This window comes from Klebsiella sp. 141153, assembly GCF_032601995.1.
Lineage (GTDB): Bacteria > Pseudomonadota > Gammaproteobacteria > Enterobacterales > Enterobacteriaceae > Klebsiella > Klebsiella aerogenes.
Genome location: NZ_JAQIRJ010000011.1, coordinates 26,619 through 47,461 on the forward strand (window position 1 = coordinate 26,619; position 20,843 = coordinate 47,461).

Consider the following 20,843-nt stretch of genomic DNA (forward strand, 5'->3'; position numbering starts at 1 on the left):
TGCGTTCTTCCTAACAAACTCTCTTACAACCGAGAGAAATCATTGAAAAGTGCAAGCCCCATTAACAGCACCAGCAGTATTGAGCCAATGCGATAACTAAAGTCTTGAACTCGCTCGGATACCGGCCCGCCCTTCAGCTTTTCAATCGCCAAAAACAGCAGATGCCCCCCGTCGAGGACGGGTAACGGGAACAAGTTGATTATTCCAAGGTTCACGCTAATCAGCGCAAGGAACATCAGATAGTAAATCAACCCAAATTCCGCTGACATTCCAGCCCCCTGAGCGATAGAAATCGGCCCACTGAGGTTGTTCAGTTTGACATCACCGGTTATCAATTTGCCCAGCATCCTGACCGTTAACGACATCAGTTGCCAGGTTTTATCCGTGGCTTCGGCGATGGCGGCAAACGGCCCGTACTGACGCACTGTCTTGTATTCATCAGGTAGCGGGATAACTTTTGGCACTACCCCTGCAAACCCTTCAGCCTTGCCTTTCACCGACTTCGTATCCGGAGTCAGGGTCAACGACAGCGGCGTACCTTGTCTGTCGACCTCCAGAGCCAGCGCCTTGCCCGGATTATCACGCACCAGATTAACAAACGTCATCCACTGCGTTAACGGTTGACCATCGACTTTAACGATCCTGTCTCCCGCTTGCAAACCTGCTTTCTGCGCGGCCGACTGAGATTGAACCTCAGCCAGCGCGGTATCAATCTGCGCGCTACGCGGCTTGATGCCTAACGAGGCCACCGGATCTTGCTTATCCGGCTCAAACGCCCAGTGCCGCAGATCGAGGATTTTATCCTGACGTTGGTTCGTCCCGAAAGGGGCGACGGTAAGTATTGTTTGTTGGTCGCCAATCTTCGCGACTAACGCCATACGTACTGCATCCCAATCAGGCGTTTCGATGCCATCTATCGCTTTAAGTTCCATTCCTTTTGCAATTTGTGCTTGCGCAGCGATGGAATTGGGCGATATTTCATCAACAACCGGACGCACGCCAGGGACGCCGATGATAAACACCAGCCAGTAGGCAAAGATGGCAAAAATGAAGTTGGCAATAGGGCCTGCGGCGATGATGGCCGCGCGCTGACCGACGGTTTTATTATTGAAAGCGTAGTGACGCATTTCCGGCGCCACCGGTTCGACGCGTTCGTCGAGCATCTTCACATAACCGCCGAGCGGGATCAGCGCGATAACAAACTCGGTCCCCTGCTTATCCACGCGGCGCCACAGCGCTTTACCAAAACCAATGGAGAATCGTTCAACGCGCACGCCGCAGCGACGAGCCACCCAGAAATGGCCGAACTCGTGCACGGTGATCAGTACGCCAAGCGCAATAATAAAAGCGGCCAAATTCCAGAGAACGCTCAGCATAAAACCTTCCGTCAAATCGTCCTGAAGACTAACAACAGCAGACAAGCGAACACCGGTACCGCAGCCGTCAGGCTGTCGATACGGTCTAAAATACCGCCATGTCCAGGGATCAGATGCCCGCTATCCTTAATGCCGGCTTCACGCTTAAACATACTTTCCGTCAAATCACCCAGCACTGAAGCCAGCGCCGCCACCACCGAGCAGATCAGCAACACGGTTGGGGTGACATCCAGATGAGCCCACACGCCATAAGCCCAGGAGATAACAGCTGCCGTCAACAGGCCGCCGAAGAAACCCTGCCAGGTTTTACCCGGAGAAACCTTCGGCGCCAGCTTATGCTTACCGAACATTTTACCAAACATGTAGGCGCCGGAATCCGCGCCCCACACCAGAATCATGACGTACAGTAGCCACACCGCGCCGCTGTAGTGGTTATCGGCATAATGCCATGCGCGCAGCGCCAGCATGCCCCAGAAAAACGGGACGATAGTCAGCAGGCCGAAGATCAGACGTAACGCTTTGGAATGACGCCACAGCGCCGCCGAGGCCGGATAAGAGAGCACCAGCAACAGCGCGACAATCCACCAGCCAAATGAGGCCCATAACGATCCTTCAACCATCGGTTGATGCGCGTCATAGTGGTATTCAGGCAACATAAAGAGCATCAGCGCCAGCAGCAGGCCGCAAAGCACCGCAAGCCACACGCGCTGCGTCGTTGAGGTAAAACCGCTTAATTGCCCCCACTCCCACGCGGCGAGCATACAAACGACCAGGGTGACGATGGCAAAACCCGCGGGCGGCAATAGAAAAAGCGCCGCAATAACGACGGGAATTAAAACGAAAGCGGAAATCAGGCGATACTTCAGCAAAAGTGACCCCCATCAGGCATGACTGCCACCCGGCTCTTCTGTGCCGCCAAAACGACGCTCTCGACTAACGAATGCATGGAGTGCACCTTCAAAGTCCTGTTCAGCAAAATCGGGCCAAAGAACATCCGTAAAGTAAAGTTCGGCATAGGCAATTTGCCAAATCAAAAAGTTACTTATTCGGTGCTCTCCCCCGGTCCTAATAACTAAATCAACGGGAGCCAGTTCATGCATACACACCCGCTGGCTAAGCATCTCTTCCGTGATCTCTTCAGGTTTTAACAACCCGTTTTGTACCTGTTCGGCCAGTTGACGCGCGCCCTGGACAATATCCCAGCGGCCGCCGTAATTAGCGGCGATATTCAGCGTTAACCCGGTATTGTTTGCCGTTAGCGCTTCCGCCTTACGGATACGCTCCTGCAGCCGGGCATTAAAGCGCGTCGTCTCGCCGATAATCCGCAGGCGGACATTGTGACGATGCAGGCTTTTGACTTCGCTATCCAGCGCCCAGACAAACAGTTCCATCAGCGCGCTCACTTCCTGCGCCGGACGGTTCCAGTTTTCACTACTGAATGCGTAAAGCGTTAATGCTTCAATACCATTATTCGCCGCGAAGGAGACCGCGCGACGAACAGATTTCGCTCCAGCTTTATGGCCAAAGGCGCGAATTTTACCTTGTTGTTTCGCCCAACGACCGTTGCCGTCCATGATAATGGCGACATGGCGACAACCATGTGCAGGCGACATTTTGCTGACAGTTTGATTAGCAGACAACATAACGCGTTTTAAGTCCATAATAAGGATTAGCTAAGCCACATCACACACGCCGCCGGGCAGCGCTGAATACGCATTTTTATCCGGCGCCGGAGCTACAGCCAATCGCAGAGAACAACCAAAAGCTTTACGCAAAAAAGCCGTGTCTTGCCACGGCCACCGTAATCTTTCACAACAAAATGCAACGATCGGGTGGCGCAGACTATATCACTGAAGCCCAGCGCCCACAAATATCACAACGCGTTGTAGGGGCTCCCCTGCGCCATGTGTTATCGAAGTTGTCGCTGTGCGGCGACGCGCGCTTCGGCATCAATTGCAACCACTTCATCAATACTTTGCGGTTCATTGAGCGCCATACTATCCAGCACTGCCTGGTTCACCGCCGCAATATCGGTAAAGCGGATTTCACTATTCAGAAACGCCGCCACTGAGACTTCGTTAGCGGCATTCAACGCCGTCGTCGCCGCCTGGCCGACATCAAAAGCGTCCATCGCCAGCTTGAGGCACGGATAGCGATCGTAATCCGGCGCCGAGAAGCTCAGGTTGCTCAACTGGCAGAAATCCAGCGGTTTAACGCCAGAGTTCAGGCGCTGCGGCCAGCCCATGGTATGGGCGATCGGCGTGCGCATATCCGGCTCGCCCAATTGCGCCAGCACGCTGCCGTCTTGATAGCGAACCATGGAGTGAATCACCGATTGCGGATGAATTATGACTTCCATCTGCCGAGCAGAAGCATTAAACAGCCAGCGGGCTTCGATATACTCCAGCCCTTTATTCATCATCGTGGCGGAATCAACGGAAATTTTGCGTCCCATTGACCAGTTCGGATGGCGGCAAGCCTGATCCGGCGTCATTGCCGCCAGCTCTGAAATCGCCGTTTCCCGGAAAGGACCACCGGAACCGGTCAGCAGAATCGACGAGACGCCGTTCTGCGTCAGGTCAGCGTATCCCAGATGATTTTGAATTGTTTCCGGCATACTCTGAAAAATAGCGTTATGTTCGCTATCAACCGGCAACAGGCGAGCGCCATACTGCTGAACCGCATCCATAAACAGGCGGCCGCAGGTCACCAGAGACTCTTTGTTCGCCAGCAATACCGTTTTGCCGGCGCGAATTGCCGCCAGCGTCGGCGCCAGGCCTGCCGCGCCAACGATGGCCGCCATCACCTGATCGACCTCATCCAGCGCCGCGACGTCGGCCGCCGCCTGCTTGCCGCTCAGCACTTCCGTGCGGCAGCCCTGTTCGCGCAGCAGCGTACGTAAACGCTCAGCGCTTTGCGCGTCATCCATCACCGCGAATCGGGGGGAAAATTCCAGACATTGTTCAACCATACGGTCGACATTTTTCCCCGCGACCAGCGCGGCGACGGAAAAGCTTTCGGGATTATGGCGCACCACGTCCAGCGTGCTGCAGCCGATTGAACCGGTCGAACCGAGAACGGTTAATTGCTTCATGAGACGTCCAGAAGAATTGTGACAGGATAAAAAGCAAAACGCCGCCAGCAAGCCCTTTACGCATCAATTCTCGGGGCTAAAACGGCGGCGAATGACCTTCGGTATAAACCGGAAGGCTACAAGGCCAGCTATTTTAACGCAATCCCAAATATTGAGCGTACGGTCTTCTGTACGGCGTTTCAGACTTTACGCAGCCCCGAATACCCCGGGCCTGCGTAGCGGCAGAAAATCAGAACTGCATCAGTTCCGCTTCTTTCTCTGCCAGCGCCGCATCAACTTTCTTAATGGCGGCGTCAGTCATTTTCTGCACGTCGTCCTGAGAACGGCGATCGTCATCTTCGCTGATCTCTTTCTCTTTGAGCAGAGCTTTAACTTTGTCGTTCGCATCACGACGAACGTTACGCACGGCAACACGCGCCTGCTCAGCTTCGCCACGCACGATCTTAGTCAGATCTTTACGACGTTCTTCAGTCAGCGGCGGCAGCGGAACGCGGATATCGCTACCCGCAGAGCTCGGGTTCAGACCCAGGTCAGACGCCATAATCGCTTTTTCAACGGCCGGGCTCATGGAGCGGTCGAAGACGTTGATTTTCAGCGTACGGGAATCTTCTACCGTAACGCTTGCCAGCTGGCGCAGCGGGGTCGGCGTGCCGTAGTATTCCACGATGATGCCATCCAGCAGGCTTGGAGAAGCACGGCCCGTGCGAATTTTGCTGATTTGGTTTTTGAATGCTTCTACGCATTTTTCCATGCGTACTTCAGCATCTTTTCTGATATCGCTAATCACGTTACGAATCCTTGAAAACTTGTCTCAGACAGACCACACGGTCGCCCACTGCAAAAGTGAGCTAAGTATAGTCCGGATTAATTCTATTAACCGGGCAACTTCCCCGCTAAAGTAAAGCGGAATATTACCCGGAATTAGCGCCGACGGGAATTATTCCGTAATCAATGTGCCTTCTTTTTCGCCCATGACCACGCGACGCAGCGCGCCTGGCTTGTTCATGTTAAATACGCGAATCGGCAGTTTGTGGTCGCGCGCCAGGGTAAAGGCGGCAAGATCCATCACTTTCAGCTCTTTATCCAGCACTTCGCTGTAGGTGAGCTGATCGTACATGGTAGCGGAAGGATCTTTCGCCGGGTCAGCGGTAAACACACCGTCAACCTTGGTCGCTTTCAGTACCACGTCGGCTTCGATTTCAATACCGCGCAGGCAGGCTGCGGAGTCGGTGGTAAAGAATGGGTTGCCGGTACCCGCGGAGAGGATCACCACGCGATTGTTACGCAGCAGGCTAATCGCCTCCGCCCAGCTGTAGTTGTCGCACACGCCGTTCAGCGGGATTGCGGACATCAGGCGAGCGTTCACATAGGCGCGATGGAGCGCATCACGCATTGCCAGGCCGTTCATGACCGTTGCCAGCATGCCCATGTGGTCGCCCACAACGCGGTTCATACCCGCTTTCGCCAGACCAGCACCACGGAACAGGTTACCGCCACCAATCACTACGCCAACCTGAATACCCAGTTCAACCAGTTCTTTGATTTCCTGAGCCATACGGTCAAGTATGCTTGCATCAATACCGAAGCCTTCTGAACCCTGCAGAGCTTCGCCACTTAACTTCAGCAGAATACGTTTGTAGACGGGTTTTGCATTGGTAGCCATGTTTCTTTCCTGAGACTGTCAACGATTGAGATGAGTTAATTCTGACGACATTGTATGTCATCGTTCAGCGCAGTCACTATAAGCGATTGGCTGATTTTACAAGAGAGGCGCAAAAAGAAGCCGCCCTCAGGCGGCTCCTTTTTTTAAAAATTAAGACTGCTTGGACATCGCAGCAACTTCTGCTGCAAAGTCAGTCTCAACTTTCTCAATGCCTTCGCCCACTTCAAAGCGGATGAAGCCAGTAACGTCGGCGTTGTGCTCTTTCAGCAGCTGACCAACAGATTTGCTCGGTTCCATCACGAAAGGCTGACCAGTCAGAGAAACTTCGCCGGTGAATTTCTTCATGCGGCCTTCAACCATTTTCTCTGCGATTTCTTTCGGCTTACCGGACTGCATCGCGATGTCCAGCTGAACCTGGTACTCTTTTTCTACTACTTCAGCAGAAACGTCTTCCGGCTTAACGAATTCCGGCTTGCTTGCAGCAACGTGCATTGCCAGCTGCTTAACCAGCTCTTCGTCAGCGCCTTTAGCGGCAACCAGAACGCCGATGCGAGCACCGTGCTGGTAGCTGCCCAGAACGTCGCCTTCCAGGATAGCGATACGACGGATGTTGATGTTCTCGCCGATTTTAGCAACCAGGGCAACACGTTCTTCTTCGAACTGCGCTTTCAGAACTTCAACGTCGGAGATTTTACCAGCAACAGCGGCGTCCAGTACTTTGTCAGCAAATGCCTGGAAACCACCATCTTTAGCAACGAAGTCAGTCTGGCAGTTAACTTCCAGAATGTAACCGTAGTTGCCGTCGATTTTGGTTTTGATCACGCCGTCAGCAGCAACGTTGCCTGCTTTTTTCGCCGCTTTGATCGCGCCGGATTTACGCATGTTTTCGATTGCCAGCTCGATGTCGCCATTAGCTTCAGTCAGTGCTTTTTTGCAATCCATCATGCCTGCGCCAGTACGTTCGCGCAGCTCTTTTACCAGGGAAGCGGTAATTTCAGCCATTCTAAAATCCTCGGGAGATGTGGAAACTGCCCGGCCTGCGGCCAAACAGCATAAATTGAAAAAAGGGGCCTAAAATTGGCCCCTATTCATACACGGTACTAATAAGGGCTTAAACCTTATTATTCAGCTTCTACGAAGCTTTCTTCCGCCTGAGAAGCCAGGTCCTGAGAGCGACCTTCACGAACGGTAGCAGCAACAGCGCCCAGGTACAGGCTAACTGCGCGGATTGCATCGTCGTTACCCGGGATAACGAAGTCTACGCCGTCCGGATCAGAGTTGGTATCAACGATAGCAAATACCGGGATACCCAGGTTGTTTGCTTCTTTGATAGCGATGTGCTCGTGGTCAGCGTCGATAACGAACAGTGCGTCCGGCAGGCCGCCCATGTCTTTGATACCGCCCAGGCTGTTTTCCAGCTTGTCCAGCTCACGAGTGCGCATCAGCGCTTCTTTCTTGGTCAGCTTCTCGAAAGTACCGTCCTGGGACTGAGTTTCCAGGTCTTTCAGACGTTTGATGGACTGACGAACGGTTTTCCAGTTAGTCAGCATACCGCCCAGCCAGCGATGGTTCACGAAGAACTGGTCGCAGCTGTTAGCAGCTTCTTTTACCGCTTCGCTTGCAGCGCGCTTAGTACCAACGAACAGGATCTTGCCTTTACGGGCAGAGATTTTGTTCAGCTCAGCCAGAGCTTCGTTGAACATCGGTACAGTTTTCTCAAGGTTGATGATGTGAACTTTGTTACGCGCGCCGAAGATGAAAGGCTTCATTTTCGGGTTCCAGTAACGGGTCTGGTGACCGAAGTGAACACCAGCCTTGAGCATGTCGCGCATGGAAACAGTTGCCATGTTTAAAACCTCTATAGATTAAATTGGGGTTATGCCTCCACGTATCCCATATTACCGACCCCAAAGGGCACCCCGGAATATGTGCCGATACGTGTGTGTTATTTACACAATATGAGTATGTCGCTTACGTCCATCCTTGTGTATCTGAGATGGAACGGAAGTCCGGCGCGCTTTATACCACAAAACCTGGCCAGACACCAACTCTTGTTGACGTCGCGTGCTGTTAATGATTCTCAATTTGGCACCAGCGTACCCGGACTGTTACCATTGACAGGACTTAATCTATTATTGTCGAAAAAATCGACACTGCTGGACATATTCCATGGCTATCTCTATCAAGACATCTGAAGACATCGAAAAAATGCGCGTTGCCGGCCGCCTGGCCGCCGAAGTGCTGGAAATGATCGAACCCTACGTTAAACCGGGCGTCAGCACCGGCGAACTGGATCGCATCTGCAACGACTACATTGTTAATGAACAGAAAGCGGTCTCCGCCTGCCTCGGCTATCACGGCTTCCCGAAATCGGTCTGTATCTCTATTAATGAAGTGGTGTGCCACGGCATCCCGGATGACGGCAAACTGCTGAAAGACGGCGACATCGTCAATATCGACGTGACCGTGATTAAAGATGAATTCCACGGCGATACCTCAAAAATGTTCATCGTCGGCAAACCGACTATCCTCGGCGAGCGCCTGTGCCGCATCACCCAGGAAAGCCTCTATCTGGCGCTGAAGATGGTCAAGCCGGGGATTAACCTGCGTGCGATCGGCGCGGCGATCCAGAAATTCGTCGAAGCGGAAGGTTTCTCCGTGGTACGTGAATACTGTGGCCACGGTATCGGCCGCGGCTTCCACGAGGAACCACAGGTACTGCACTATGATTCGCCGGAAACCGACGTGGTGCTCAAGCCGGGTATGACCTTCACTATCGAACCGATGGTCAACGCCGGTAAGAAAGAGATCCGCAGCATGAAGGACGGCTGGACGGTGAAAACCAAAGACCGTAGCTTGTCTGCGCAGTATGAGCATACTATTGTGGTAACTGATAACGGCTGCGAAATTCTGACGCTACGCAAGGATGACACCATCCCGGCGATAATCTCGCACGAAGCATAATGAAAAGCCGGCGCCCGCCGGCTTTTTTATTAGATAGTTTTTTCTTATGGTGACGCGATGAGCAACTCTTTACCTGACACAGCCTCCCCTCTTCTGCCCATCCCGCCGGAACATCCCGTGAGCTGGCCGCAGGGCGATCTGAACTGTGCCGCCATCAAGACGCATCTCGATACCTTCCAACGCTGGCTGGGCGAGGCTTTCGATCGCGGTATCGCCGCGGAACGGCTGATAGCGGCGCGCACCGAGTTTATCGACCAGTTGCTGCAGCGGCTGTGGGTCGACTACGGTTTTGGCGCGCAGAGCGATATGGCGCTGGTAGCCGTCGGCGGCTATGGGCGCGGCGAGCTGCACCCGCTCTCCGACGTCGACCTGCTGATTCTGAGCCGTAAAAAGCTGCCGGACGAGCAGGCGCAAAAGGTCGGCGAACTGCTGACGCTATTGTGGGACGTCAAGCTGGAGGTGGGCCATAGCGTGCGCACCCTCGAAGAGTGTCTGCTAGAAGGGCTTTCGGATCTCACCGTCGCCACCAACTTAATCGAATCCCGCCTGCTAGTCGGCGACGTCGCGCTGTTCCTTGAACTGCAAAAACATATTTTTAGCGACGGCTTCTGGCCGTCGGAGAAGTTCTTCGCCGCCAAGGTTGAAGAGCAGAATGTCCGCCACCAGCGCTACCACGGCACCAGTTACAACCTGGAGCCGGACGTCAAAAGCAGCCCCGGCGGCCTGCGCGATATACATACCCTGCAGTGGGTGGCTCGCCGCCACTTCGGCGCAACCTCGCTTGATGAAATGGTCGGTTTCGGCTTCCTCACCGAAGCCGAGCGCAACGAGCTTAACGAGTGCCTGCACCAGCTCTGGCGCATCCGTTTTGCCCTGCATCTTGAAGTAAATCGCTACGATAACCGCCTGCTTTTCGATCGTCAGCTGAATGTCGCCCATCGCCTCGGCTATGAAGGCGAAGGCAATCAGCCGATCGAACATATGATGAAGGATTTCTTCCGCGTTACCCGTCGGGTAAGCGAACTCAACAATATGCTGCTGCAGCTGTTTGATGAGGCGATCCTCGCTCTCACCGAGAATGAAAAGCCGCGGCCTATTGATGATGATTTCCAACTGCGCGGTACTCTGATAGACCTGCGCGACGACACCCTGTTTATTCGCGAGCCGCAGGCGATTCTGCGGATGTTCTTTATCATGGTGCGTAACAGCAGCATCACCGGTATTTACTCCACCACCCTGCGCCACCTGCGCCACGCGCGCCGCCACCTGACGCAGCCGCTGTGCTATATCCCGGAGGCACGAACCCTCTTCCTCAGCATGCTCCGTCATCAGGGCGCGGTGAGTCGTGGTCTGCTGCCGATGCATCGCCACAGCGTGCTGTGGGCCTATATGCCGCAGTGGTCGCATATTGTCGGTCAGATGCAGTTCGACCTGTTTCACGCCTATACCGTCGACGAACACACCATACGCGTCTTGTTAAAACTGGAAAGCTTCGCGAAAGAAGAGACCCGCAGCCGCCATCCGTTGTGCGTTGAGCTGTGGCCGCGGCTGGCCCATCCTGAACTTATCCTCATCGCCGCCCTGTTTCACGATATCGCTAAAGGCCGCGGCGGCGACCATTCGATTCTCGGCGCCGAAGACGTGCTGAAATTCGCCGAGCTCCACGGGCTCAATTCGCGGGAGACGCAGCTGGTCGCCTGGCTGGTACGCCAGCATCTATTGATGTCGGTAACCGCCCAGCGCCGCGACATTCAGGACCCGGAGGTAATTAAACAGTTCGCCGAAGAGGTACAGACGGAAAATCGCCTGCGCTATCTGGTATGCCTGACCGTCGCCGATATCTGCGCCACCAACGAAACGCTGTGGAATAGCTGGAAGCAAAGCCTGCTACGCGAGCTCTATTTCGCCACCGAAAAACAGCTGCGTCGCGGTATGCAGAGCACGCCGGATATGCGCGAACGCGTACGCCACCATCAGCTGCAGGCGCTGGCGCTGTTGCGCATGGACAATATCAATGAAGAGGCGCTGCATCAGATCTGGAACCGCTGCCGGGCGAACTACTTTGTGCGGCATACGCCGAATCAGCTCGCCTGGCACGCCCGCAACCTGCTGAAACACGATCTCAGTAAACCGATGATCCTGCTGAGTTCGCGGGCCACCCGCGGCGGCACCGAGATCTTCATCTGGAGCCCGGACCGCCCTTACCTGTTCGCCGCCGTCTGCGGCGAACTGGACCGCCGCAACCTCAGCGTTCATGATGCGCAGATATTTACTACCCGCGACGGCATGGCGATGGATACCTTTATCGTCCTTGAACCCGACGGCAGCCCGCTTTCCGCCGATCGCCACGAGGCGATTCGCCACGGTCTGGAGCAGACGATAACGCAGCGCAGCTGGGAGCCGCCGGCCCCGCGTCGTCAGGCGGCGAAACTGCGTCACTTTTCTGTCGCTACTGAGGTGAATTTCCTGCCGACCCACACCGACCGGAAATCATTTCTTGAGCTCATTGCGCTCGATCAGCCGGGGCTGCTCGCCCGCGTCGGTCAGGTGTTCGCCGACCTCGGAATATCGCTTCACGGAGCGCGAATTACGACAATTGGTGAGCGAGTAGAAGATTTATTTATAATCGCCACCGCCGACCGGCGTGCCCTTAATAATGAGCTGCAACAAGAAGTGCAACAACGGTTGACAGAGGCCCTCAATCCAAACGATAAAGGGTAACGTATTTTTTTTAAGTGAATGGAAAGAAACAATGCAGCAGTTACAGAACGTTATTGAGTCCGCCTTTGAGCGTCGCGCCGACATCACGCCGGCAAATGTGGATACCGTCACCCGCGAAGCGGTGAACCAGGTTATTGCCCTGCTGGATTCCGGCGCGCTGCGCGTCGCTGAGAAGATCGATGGTCAATGGGTGACGCATCAATGGCTGAAGAAAGCGGTACTGCTCTCTTTCCGTATTAACGATAACCAGGTTATCGATGGTGCGGAAAGCCGCTACTTCGATAAAGTTCCGATGAAATTCGCCGACTACGACGAAGCGCGCTTCCAGAAAGAAGGCTTCCGCGTAGTGCCGCCGGCGGCCGTTCGCCAGGGCGCGTTCATCGCGCGCAATACCGTGCTGATGCCGTCCTACGTCAACATCGGCGCTTACGTTGATGAAGGCACCATGGTTGATACCTGGGCCACCGTCGGTTCTTGCGCGCAGATCGGTAAAAACGTTCACCTGTCCGGCGGCGTCGGCATCGGCGGCGTTCTCGAACCGCTGCAGGCTAACCCGACCATCATCGAAGATAACTGCTTCATCGGCGCGCGCTCTGAAATCGTTGAAGGCGTTATCGTTGAAGAAGGTGCGGTGATCTCCATGGGCGTGTACATCGGCCAGAGCACCAAAATCTACGATCGCGAAACCGGCGAAGTCCATTACGGCCGCGTGCCGGCGGGCTCGGTTGTCGTTTCCGGCAACCTGCCGTCGAAAGATGGCAAATACAGCCTGTACTGTGCGGTGATCGTGAAAAAGGTTGATGCGAAGACCCGCGGTAAGGTCGGCATCAACGAACTGCTGCGTACCATCGACTAAGCAGAACAAAAAGCGGGAGATATCCCGCTTTTTTTATATCTGACGCTGGCGAAGATGGATTTTTTCGTTAATTATTCAATGGTTATGATGATATCAAAGGTACCGTTATGTACGATAATCTGAAAAGTCTTGGCATTACCAATCCTGATGAAATCGATCGCTATAGCCTGCGCCAGGAAGCTAACAACGACATCCTGAAGATCTATTTCCAGAAAGATAAGGGCGAGTTCTTCGCCAAAAGCGTGAAGTTTAAATACCCACGCCAGCGTAAAACCGTGGTCGCCGACGGCGTCGGTCAGGGTTACAAAGAAGTGCAGGAGATAAGCCCAAACCTGCGCTATGTGATCGACGAGCTGGACCAGCTCTGCCAGCGCGACCGTACCGAAATCGACCTCAAGCGTAAGATCCTTGACGATTTACGCCATCTGGAAAGCGTTGTCACCAATAAGATCAGCGAAATTGAAGCCGATCTGGAAAAACTGACGCGTAAATAACCCAGACTGCTACGGGCCAGCTACTGGCCCTCTTCCCCTGCCTCAACCTCTATTTCCTCAGCCATAGATCATCTTCGCCATCAGCAAACCTCAGTTATCCCTCACTGATATCATTTCACATCACAACCCTATCAATATGAATTACTTACTATTTTATTTCGTTTATGTTCAGTTTCCGCGAAAAAGGAGATAGCTCTATGACACAGGAAATTGAACAAAAATGTTATACCCTGCAATCCGCAACCTGGCTGGATAACGCAGGCTTTGAAAAAGGACGAAAACACGATCGTCAGGCGCTTGGCTTTATTCTGCCCGCCAACACGGTGCTGAAAATTCGGCAAACGGACCTCAGTAACGGCATCTCGACCCTGCGCCTGATGTGTGATGATAGCGCTCTGGAGAAAACCAGCGCTCTGACCACCTCCTGGACAACGATTAGCACCACCGTCGATTCTGTGCCGTTTGTCGATACGTTGTTTACCGACAGCCCCTGCGAGTTCTCCGTGATTTACCAACAACCTGCGGCGACGAAACCGCTCCCCTGCTGGAAATCAGGACAGTCTGAAGAAACGTTTTTCCTCGACTGGGAGAATAATAAATCGTCGTTCGCACTGGTGGATCTGGATGTTATCAACCTGCTGCTGCCTTATGCCGACCGCGACAATGCGATGAAAGCGGGATTAGCGTCATTACACCGTTTTTATAACCACCTTTTCACCTGCTATAACGATTGGGCCGGATTAAGCGATAATTCAGATTCGCAATGGAATCAGAATGTTGCAAACCGTTATTTTCTACGGCCGGATAAACATGGCGTCGGATCAGCTTATTACAATAGCACCTGGTGCGCGCAAACTGCCGCCACGGTTGGCGAAGGCTGGCTGGATAACGTTGCCACGCAGTGGGTTATCCTGCATGAAATTGGCCACGGTTATCAGGGTAAATTTATGCAGGACTCCACGCTGTCGGTCAGCGAAGTGTGGAACAATATCTACGCCTCTTTCTATCAGCAGCTCACGCTAAGCCAGGATAATCATCTGTATACCGATGGCTGGTTATACAACTATGGCAAGCTGGCCGCGCAGGAAGCACAGTTGGTTAACTATATTACCGATAAGACGCCGGTCACCAGTTGGAGCCTGCGTTCGCGCCTGCAATTCCTGATGCTGATGTTATTGAAAGCTGGTGTCGCATCCTTCCGCGTCTTTAACCAGAATTATCGCCAACTCGCCAATAGCGAGGGCTTCCAGCCGACCGATCATCAGCTTGCCGATATGCTGGCAACCGCTATTGCCGCTACCGCTGGATATGATGTCACGCCGTTTATCGAGCTCTGCGGCTTAACGCTGAAACATGCCACCCGGGAAAATATCGTCTCGCTGACGACAAAACCGCTCTATCCACTGTATCGCTTTCTGCCACAAAGCGAATGGGATAGCGCGCGCCAGCAGTTAGGGCTGGATTCCTTCTTCTGGCTGGTGGATAACAGCGAACTGGCGAAATTGAACAAAACGGGTAACCTGACCCTGACGTTGAATATCGATCAGCTGCAACAAATTTACGGACAAACGCTGACTATTCAGGATAATTGCGGTACGCATTATTCACTGATTGTTGATGGTGACACTTTTGTCCTGAATAACATGTCAATGGGTGTATACCAGCTCGTACTGCCTAAAGGTCGTTCGCAAAAATATCGCCCGGATATCAACTATATCACCGTAAAAGAAGGCGCCAATGCGGTTGCCGTTAACTACGCTCGGCAAAACGATACCAGCGAACGTAACGTGACGATCACCTTTTTAGGGCTGAATGATGCGCCTTTCGCGCGCCTTGATATCGACTACGAAAATCAGCAGCTTATTCTTAATGTCACCAGCGCCACGCCGCACACCTACTACCCAGGCGCGTTGTATGCCGCAGTAAACGTACTTTCCGCCAGTGGGGAAAAAGTATTTGAACGCAAAATGACCGGCACCAATTGCGCTACCGGAAAAGTGGTCATTCCATTCAGCCCCCACTATCACCTATACATCACTCACGTGGAGCCCGGACGGCTGAAAGCCTCTCTCGGATATTTAACGTTAGTCGCTCGCGAGAAATACCAGCTGATACGCATTGATGATAATGGCGTGTATAACTTTATCCTCAATAATAATCCGGCGGCTGATTTACAGGCTATTTTCGAGCATAACGCTCAGGCGATCCGTACTCAGCCCTCGCTGCTCGCGCAGGAAGAGTGCGTCTGTAAAAACGACCTCTGGCTGATGCTCCCCCATATTGAAGAACCCCAACGCAGCAGCTTGCGGAAAACCTATGCCGATGTCCTGCCTCAGGATAATAGCGATCCGGGGGAGTTGACGGGCAAGAGCGTAACCCTCAATCTCCGCGGTCAGGACAATAACGAGTTTTGCCAGATCGTTATTGATAATCAACAACGTGCGATGACGGTCGCCACGCGCGCCGGCACGCCGCACTCGTATTACACCTCCCATACCTACGCCAGCATTATGGTTACCGGCGCGGACGATACTGTTGTTTATCAACGCAGCTACGCCGGCGCCACCAGTAATCTGGCAAACAGTGAAACTATCGCCCTCGCAGAGGGAATGATCATCGATATTTTCCATGATGAACCATTCCGCTCCAGCGCCACGAATGGCACGAGCCAAAACGCCGTTCCCCTTAAGCAGCACAACCGCTGGCGCGTGGTGAAAACGGGCCTCGAAGCCTTTGCGCTCGCGCTTGATGAACCGGATGAGGAAGCCGCTGATACAGAAGAGGACACTCAGGATGCCACCGCACTGTATGGCGATAGCTTCAGCTGGCAACTGCTTGGCGATGGTGATGTTTGCTTTGCCGCGATGGAGATGGATATTGGCAGCGGCGCGTTGACCTTTACCGCGAGTCCAGTGGTGCCGAACAAGCACTTCACGACCACTTACGCCACGGTCAATGTCTACAATACGCGTGGTTCGGTGGTGTATCGCCAGTCGATTAAAGGATCGTCGCAGCTTGGCGACTATATTGATACCGCTATCCTGGATGAGGGCTATACCATTGAAGTCTTCCATGCCGAAGCGGGGAATCGCTCCGTCATTATTAATCCGCTCAATGGCAATAGCTGGCACCAGCCCAATACTGTTACCTGGCAAGTGACCGCTCGCGGACTACAGCGCCTGTAGCCCGCCATTTCCTCTCCCGCCGCCTGCGGCGGGAGTTTTAGCGTTGCTCATCCAGCTGCAGCGCAATGTACAGCAACAAGCGGTCGTCAAAACTACCGAGGTCTAACCCGGTCAGTTCCGAAATCCGATTGAGCCGATACTCCAGCGTATTACGATGAATAAACAACGCCTTTGAGGTCGCCAGCGGCTGCACGTTATGGCGAAACCACGCCTGCAGAGTACGCCGTAGCAGACCATTGTTATCCATCGCCTTTAGCCGCGTCAGCGGGCGCGCCAGCTCGTTAGCCTGCCAGCCGCCCCGTAGACTATCCAGCAGCACAGGCAGCATCAGATCCTGATAAAAATAGCAGCGGCTCTCCGGCATCCGCTGCTTACCAACCATCATTGTCGTACGCGCGGTCCGGTAAGAACGCGCAATACTGCCGGGGCCGGTGAAGAAATTGCCTAACGCAACGCGGAACTGCAGTTGGCCATTCTCTTTCATACGGGCAATCAGTTGCTCAACGCGTCTGCAGTGGTCATCGGCATCCCAGCGACCAAAGGCGTTTAACGCCGGTTTCAGCACCACCATTTCGGTCAACGAGACAATCGCCACCAGGTTGTTGCGATCCGGCGTGGTCAGCGCCGTCTGCAGCTGCTGCAGCTCCGCCATCGCGCTATCGACGCCGAGCTGACCGCTATCGACCTCAATCATCGCCACCACCCGCGGTTGATTGAGATCGATACCCAGTCGCTGCGCCCATTCGTTCAGCGCCGGGGTATTCTCTTCCGCCTGAATCAGGTTCATAACCAGTTCTTCACGCAGGCGGCTATCCTGGGCCAGCAAATGCATCAGCCGCGACTGTTCGAGCATCATCTCAGCGGTCATACACACCAGCTCACCGTACTTGCGCAGCGATTCTGGCTCGCCGGTTAACCCGATTACGCCGACGATTTCCCCTTCGAGACGCAGCGGCAGGTTGATCCCCTGGCGCACGCCGTGCAGATGGCGAGCAACCGCATCATCGATATCAACCACCCGTCCCTGCGACAGCACCAGCAGCGCGCCTTCGTGCAATTCACCAATACGCTCGCGATCGCCGCTGCCGATAATGCGCCCGCGGGCATCCATTACGTTAATATTGGTATCAATGATGCGCATCGTACGCGCCACGATATCCTGCGCCATTTTGGTATCAAGATGCCAGCCAGCCATAAACCCCTCCCCTGAGCAGGGCATCAGCATAAAAGAGTGACGAAGAGGACGCACTGTGCATATGCACAAAGCATGACAAAGAAGTATGGAGTTGTGGCGGGAATCACAGAACCGGCGGGCAGAATAAAAAAGCCCCCTTCCCTTACCGGGAAAGGGGCATTCACGCTAGTATCAGTTACTGCATCAGCAGATAGATAGAAGTATCACCACGCTGAATATTCAGCGCCAGTACGGACGGTTTCGCGTCGAAGATTTTGCGCAGGTCGGCGATGTTTTTCACCGGCTGCTGGTTAGCGCCGACAATAATGTCGCCTTTCTTCAGACCAATTTGCGCCGCCGGGGTGCCCGCTTTCACGTTGCTCACCACGACGCCTTTATCCTGGCCTTTATTGCTCATTTCCGCGCCTTCAATACCGTTAAAGATGCTGCTGGAGTCAACCTGGTTCTGGTTGCTCTGCTGTAGTTCAACGGTAACGTTAACCGGCTTGCCGTCGCGCAGCAGTCCCAGCTCGACTTTGCTGCCGATAGGCATCGTACCAACCTGCGCACGCAGCGCCGCAAAGCTGCTGATCGCCTTACCGTTGAGGGTAGTAATCACGTCGCCGGCTTTAATACCCGCTTTCGCCGCCGCCGAGCCCGGCATCACCTGGCTTACGAACGCGCCACGCTGGGCATCGACTTTCATCGCCTTCGCCAGCTCGGAGTTCAGCTCGGTACCCATGATCCCCAGTTCACCGCGTTTCACCTGGCCAAACTTGACCATCTGCTCGGTCAGGTTTTTCACCATATTGCTCGGAATAGCAAAACCGATACCGATGTTGCCGCCGTCCGGAGCAAGGATCGCGGTGTTGATACCGATCAACTCACCGTTGAGATTCACCAGCGCGCCGCCGGAGTTACCGCGGTTAATAGCCGCATCGGTCTGGATAAAGTTTTCATAGTTTTCCACGTTCAGGCCGCTGCGGCCCAATGCGGAGACGATACCGGAAGTCACGGTTTCGCCGAGGCCGAACGGGTTACCGATCGCCACGGTGTAGTCGCCGACGCGCAGCGCGTCAGAGTCGGCAAGCTTAATCGCCGTCAGGTTTTTCGGATCCTGAATTTGAATCAGCGCGATATCGGAGCGCGGATCTTTACCTACGACTTTCGCGTCAAACTTACGACCATCGCTCAGTTGAACTTTAATCGTGGTGGCATTATCGACCACGTGGTTGTTGGTCACTACGTAGCCTTTGGCCGCATCAATGATGACCCCGGAACCGAGCGCCATAAATTTCTGCTGCTGCGCATTATCGCCAGGCGCGCCCTGGCCGCCGCCCTGACAGAATGGGGAGCTCTGGAATGGCGAACCGTCCTGGCAGAACGGCGAGTTGTCACCGAAGAACTGCTGGAAGTTACGCGGCATCCGCGGCGTGTTAACAGTCGTGCTGCCTTCAACGTTGATGCTCACCACCGACGGCATCACTTTTTCCAGCATCGGCGCCAGGCTCGGCATCTGCTGCGCAGTGGTCGCCGAGGAAGCCGTTTCAGCCGCGCTCGCAGAGAGCGGGGACAACGCCAGACCTAAACTCAGAGCCAGAGCACTCATTGCTAACGTGGTTTTTTTCATAGGTTTCAATCTCAATTTCAAATTTCGGATAACGAAAAAGTTGCTGTGTACGCACTCTCAGAGTCATTTTATAGCGCGAAGTTCCAGAGTTAAGTTTCGGTAAAAGTAAAAATTTATTGTCCGTCTTTACAAAACTCAGACTTATTCCACCGCCATCAGACGGCGATATTCATCCCACGCATACAAATCCGTCATTCCGCTGATATAGTCCTGAATCAATCGACAGCGGTAATAATACTCCAGCACGGGATATTCTTCGGTATCGCGCGAAAGCTTATTTACCGCCTCCACATAGGCCAACCGATGTCGGGTCGAGAGTTTCTGGAACAACCTCGAGGCAATAGGTAAACTGCGTACCCGCTCTTGTTCCACCAATTGGCTGAACTCCTCCAGCGATAATTTCAGTAGCGGCTCGTAGATATCAAGCAGCCCGCTGATAACGCGGTAACCCTGTAATTCCAGCTGTTCAACATCAGGATGGCTAAACACCTGTTTTATGGCGACGTTTTTATAAAGTTCAAGTAGCTGACTACAATCGCTATCATCCTCTAACAGCGCGTGATTAAAGTCGCCGCTAAAAATGGCCGGTAAGTTTTCGATAAATCGATGCGCCGCATAAGGCACCAGTTTATTCAGCGTATTGACCCGTAAATACATAAAGAACTGATCTTCAGTGCTGCGGCTGAGTGAATTAGCGCGCGATTTCTCCCAGGCATTTTCTACGACTTGAGCGAACAACGATCCTTTTTCATGAGCCCCCCATGCGTCATACAGATGCTGATACAATTGTTCCGCGCTGAATATCCGTTTTTCTACCGCATCTTCAAGGTCAGCAACGCAATATGAGATATCATCGGCAGCTTCCATAATCCACGTTAATGGAAAGCGATTGTAAGGCGCCAGATCCAATTCTTTACGCAGCCGCGCGATATACTCTTCTTCGGCTAAATAATAACCAGGCTTTTTCATTAAATAGCTATGGCTGGCTGGCGTCTCTCCCCGCCACCACGCCGGTCGCGTATATTTCAGAATGCAGCCGACCTGGGTCCAGGTCAGGTTCATACGCATCAGCGTGTGCACCAGACGGATCCCCTGCGCATTGCCTTCAAAGCAGCACAAATCCTGACGCACTTTACGCCGCAGTTCGTTGAGCAACCCTTCGCCATCGTGCAGACGCAGCGCGTCAACCTGGCAGCGATCCTGACTTAACGGCTGGCTGGCGGCATCTTTCGGCGCCAGCCGTTTGCTGAACCAATCGTTAATTGCCGCTTCGCCAAAATGGCCAAATGGCGGATTGCCGATATCGTGCATCAGGCAGGCCATCTCCACGACGCTTTCAAACGGGCCGCTCAGTTCATCCAGTCCGTAGCGTTCCAGCAGCTTTTGCTCCTTCAGGCGGCTTAACACCTCTTTGGCGATGTAGCGCCCGACCTGCTGGACTTCGAGCGAATGGGTGAGCCGGGTGCGGACCGCCGCGTTGCGCTCAAGTGGAAAGACCTGGGTTTTTTGCTGCAGGCGGCGGATGGCCGGTGAATTGATAATGCGCCCGCGATCGCTTTCAAACACCCGCAGGATCTCGCGTTCCGTCTCTACCCCCTGCGGCGAACGGTAGCGCCGACGCCAGTGAATCTTGTTGCGAAAATCAATATTTGCCATAGCCTCTCCCGCGCGAGCAATACGCTTCCC

General features: G+C 53.9%; 16 protein-coding genes. 5 read left to right on the forward strand and 11 right to left on the reverse strand.

The window, feature by feature from the left end:
- Positions 1–23 precede the first annotated feature (23 nt).
- From rseP to rpsB, 8 genes are all read right to left on the reverse strand, one after another.
- Positions 24–1,376, reverse strand: coding sequence for a sigma E protease regulator RseP (rseP, locus tag PGS10_RS19510; protein ID WP_045390141.1), 1,353 nt, complete (start codon positions 1,374–1,376; stop codon positions 24–26).
- Between the two features lie 11 nt (positions 1,377–1,387).
- Positions 1,388–2,245 (reverse strand): phosphatidate cytidylyltransferase, encoded by an 858-nt coding sequence (gene cdsA, locus PGS10_RS19515; protein ID WP_045390139.1) that lies wholly within the window; start codon positions 2,243–2,245, stop codon positions 1,388–1,390.
- Positions 2,246–2,257: 12 nt separating this feature from the next.
- The gene (gene ispU, locus PGS10_RS19520) at positions 2,258–3,019 is read right to left on the reverse strand and encodes a (2E,6E)-farnesyl-diphosphate-specific ditrans,polycis-undecaprenyl-diphosphate synthase (RefSeq protein WP_045390181.1); all 762 of its coding nucleotides are present in this window, start codon (positions 3,017–3,019) and stop codon (positions 2,258–2,260) included.
- Positions 3,020–3,285: 266 nt separating this feature from the next.
- Positions 3,286–4,470, reverse strand: a complete 1,185-nt coding sequence (ispC, locus tag PGS10_RS19525; RefSeq protein WP_045390136.1) for a 1-deoxy-D-xylulose-5-phosphate reductoisomerase — start codon at positions 4,468–4,470, stop codon at positions 3,286–3,288.
- A 229-nt stretch (positions 4,471–4,699) separates the two neighbouring features.
- Positions 4,700–5,257, reverse strand: a complete 558-nt coding sequence (frr, locus tag PGS10_RS19530) for a ribosome recycling factor (protein ID WP_015368165.1) — start codon at positions 5,255–5,257, stop codon at positions 4,700–4,702.
- A 150-nt stretch (positions 5,258–5,407) separates the two neighbouring features.
- A complete protein-coding gene (gene pyrH / locus PGS10_RS19535) occupies positions 5,408–6,133 on the reverse strand; it encodes a UMP kinase (RefSeq protein ID WP_004098747.1) in 726 nt (241 codons plus the stop codon).
- Between the two features lie 150 nt (positions 6,134–6,283).
- Positions 6,284–7,135, reverse strand: a complete 852-nt coding sequence (gene tsf / locus PGS10_RS19540; protein ID WP_015368168.1) for a translation elongation factor Ts — start codon at positions 7,133–7,135, stop codon at positions 6,284–6,286.
- A gap of 119 nt (positions 7,136–7,254) precedes the next feature.
- On the reverse strand, positions 7,255–7,980 hold the full coding sequence (rpsB, locus tag PGS10_RS19545; protein WP_004858107.1) for a 30S ribosomal protein S2: 726 nt from the start codon (positions 7,978–7,980) through the stop codon (positions 7,255–7,257).
- 322 nt (positions 7,981–8,302) lie between these two features.
- Between rpsB and map the strand changes: the two genes are divergently transcribed.
- The 5 genes from map to PGS10_RS19570 all read left to right on the forward strand — a co-directional run bounded on the left by map (position 8,303) and on the right by PGS10_RS19570 (position 16,353).
- Positions 8,303–9,097 (forward strand): type I methionyl aminopeptidase, encoded by a 795-nt coding sequence (gene map, locus PGS10_RS19550; RefSeq protein ID WP_045390135.1) that lies wholly within the window; start codon positions 8,303–8,305, stop codon positions 9,095–9,097.
- 57 nt (positions 9,098–9,154) lie between these two features.
- On the forward strand, positions 9,155–11,818 hold the full coding sequence (gene glnD, locus PGS10_RS19555) for a bifunctional uridylyltransferase/uridylyl-removing protein GlnD (RefSeq protein WP_316423365.1): 2,664 nt from the start codon (positions 9,155–9,157) through the stop codon (positions 11,816–11,818).
- 31 nt (positions 11,819–11,849) lie between these two features.
- On the forward strand, positions 11,850–12,674 hold the full coding sequence (gene dapD / locus PGS10_RS19560) for a 2,3,4,5-tetrahydropyridine-2,6-dicarboxylate N-succinyltransferase (RefSeq protein ID WP_015368172.1): 825 nt from the start codon (positions 11,850–11,852) through the stop codon (positions 12,672–12,674).
- A gap of 107 nt (positions 12,675–12,781) precedes the next feature.
- Entirely contained in the window at positions 12,782–13,168 is a 387-nt protein-coding gene (locus PGS10_RS19565) for a DUF3461 family protein (protein WP_015368173.1), read from the forward strand.
- Between the two features lie 197 nt (positions 13,169–13,365).
- Entirely contained in the window at positions 13,366–16,353 is a 2,988-nt protein-coding gene (locus PGS10_RS19570; RefSeq protein ID WP_316423366.1) for a putative mucin/carbohydrate-binding domain-containing protein, read from the forward strand.
- Between the two features lie 37 nt (positions 16,354–16,390).
- Here PGS10_RS19570 and PGS10_RS19575 read toward each other — a convergent pair whose 3' ends face one another.
- The 3 genes from PGS10_RS19575 to dgt all read right to left on the reverse strand — a co-directional run bounded on the left by PGS10_RS19575 (position 16,391) and on the right by dgt (position 20,813).
- Entirely contained in the window at positions 16,391–17,548 is a 1,158-nt protein-coding gene (locus tag PGS10_RS19575) for a CdaR family transcriptional regulator (RefSeq protein WP_045390129.1), read from the reverse strand.
- A gap of 175 nt (positions 17,549–17,723) precedes the next feature.
- Positions 17,724–19,157, reverse strand: a complete 1,434-nt coding sequence (degP, locus tag PGS10_RS19580) for a serine endoprotease DegP (protein ID WP_045390127.1) — start codon at positions 19,155–19,157, stop codon at positions 17,724–17,726.
- A gap of 141 nt (positions 19,158–19,298) precedes the next feature.
- The gene (gene dgt / locus PGS10_RS19585) at positions 19,299–20,813 is read right to left on the reverse strand and encodes a dGTPase (protein ID WP_045390125.1); all 1,515 of its coding nucleotides are present in this window, start codon (positions 20,811–20,813) and stop codon (positions 19,299–19,301) included.
- Between the last annotated feature and the right edge of the window lie 30 nt (positions 20,814–20,843).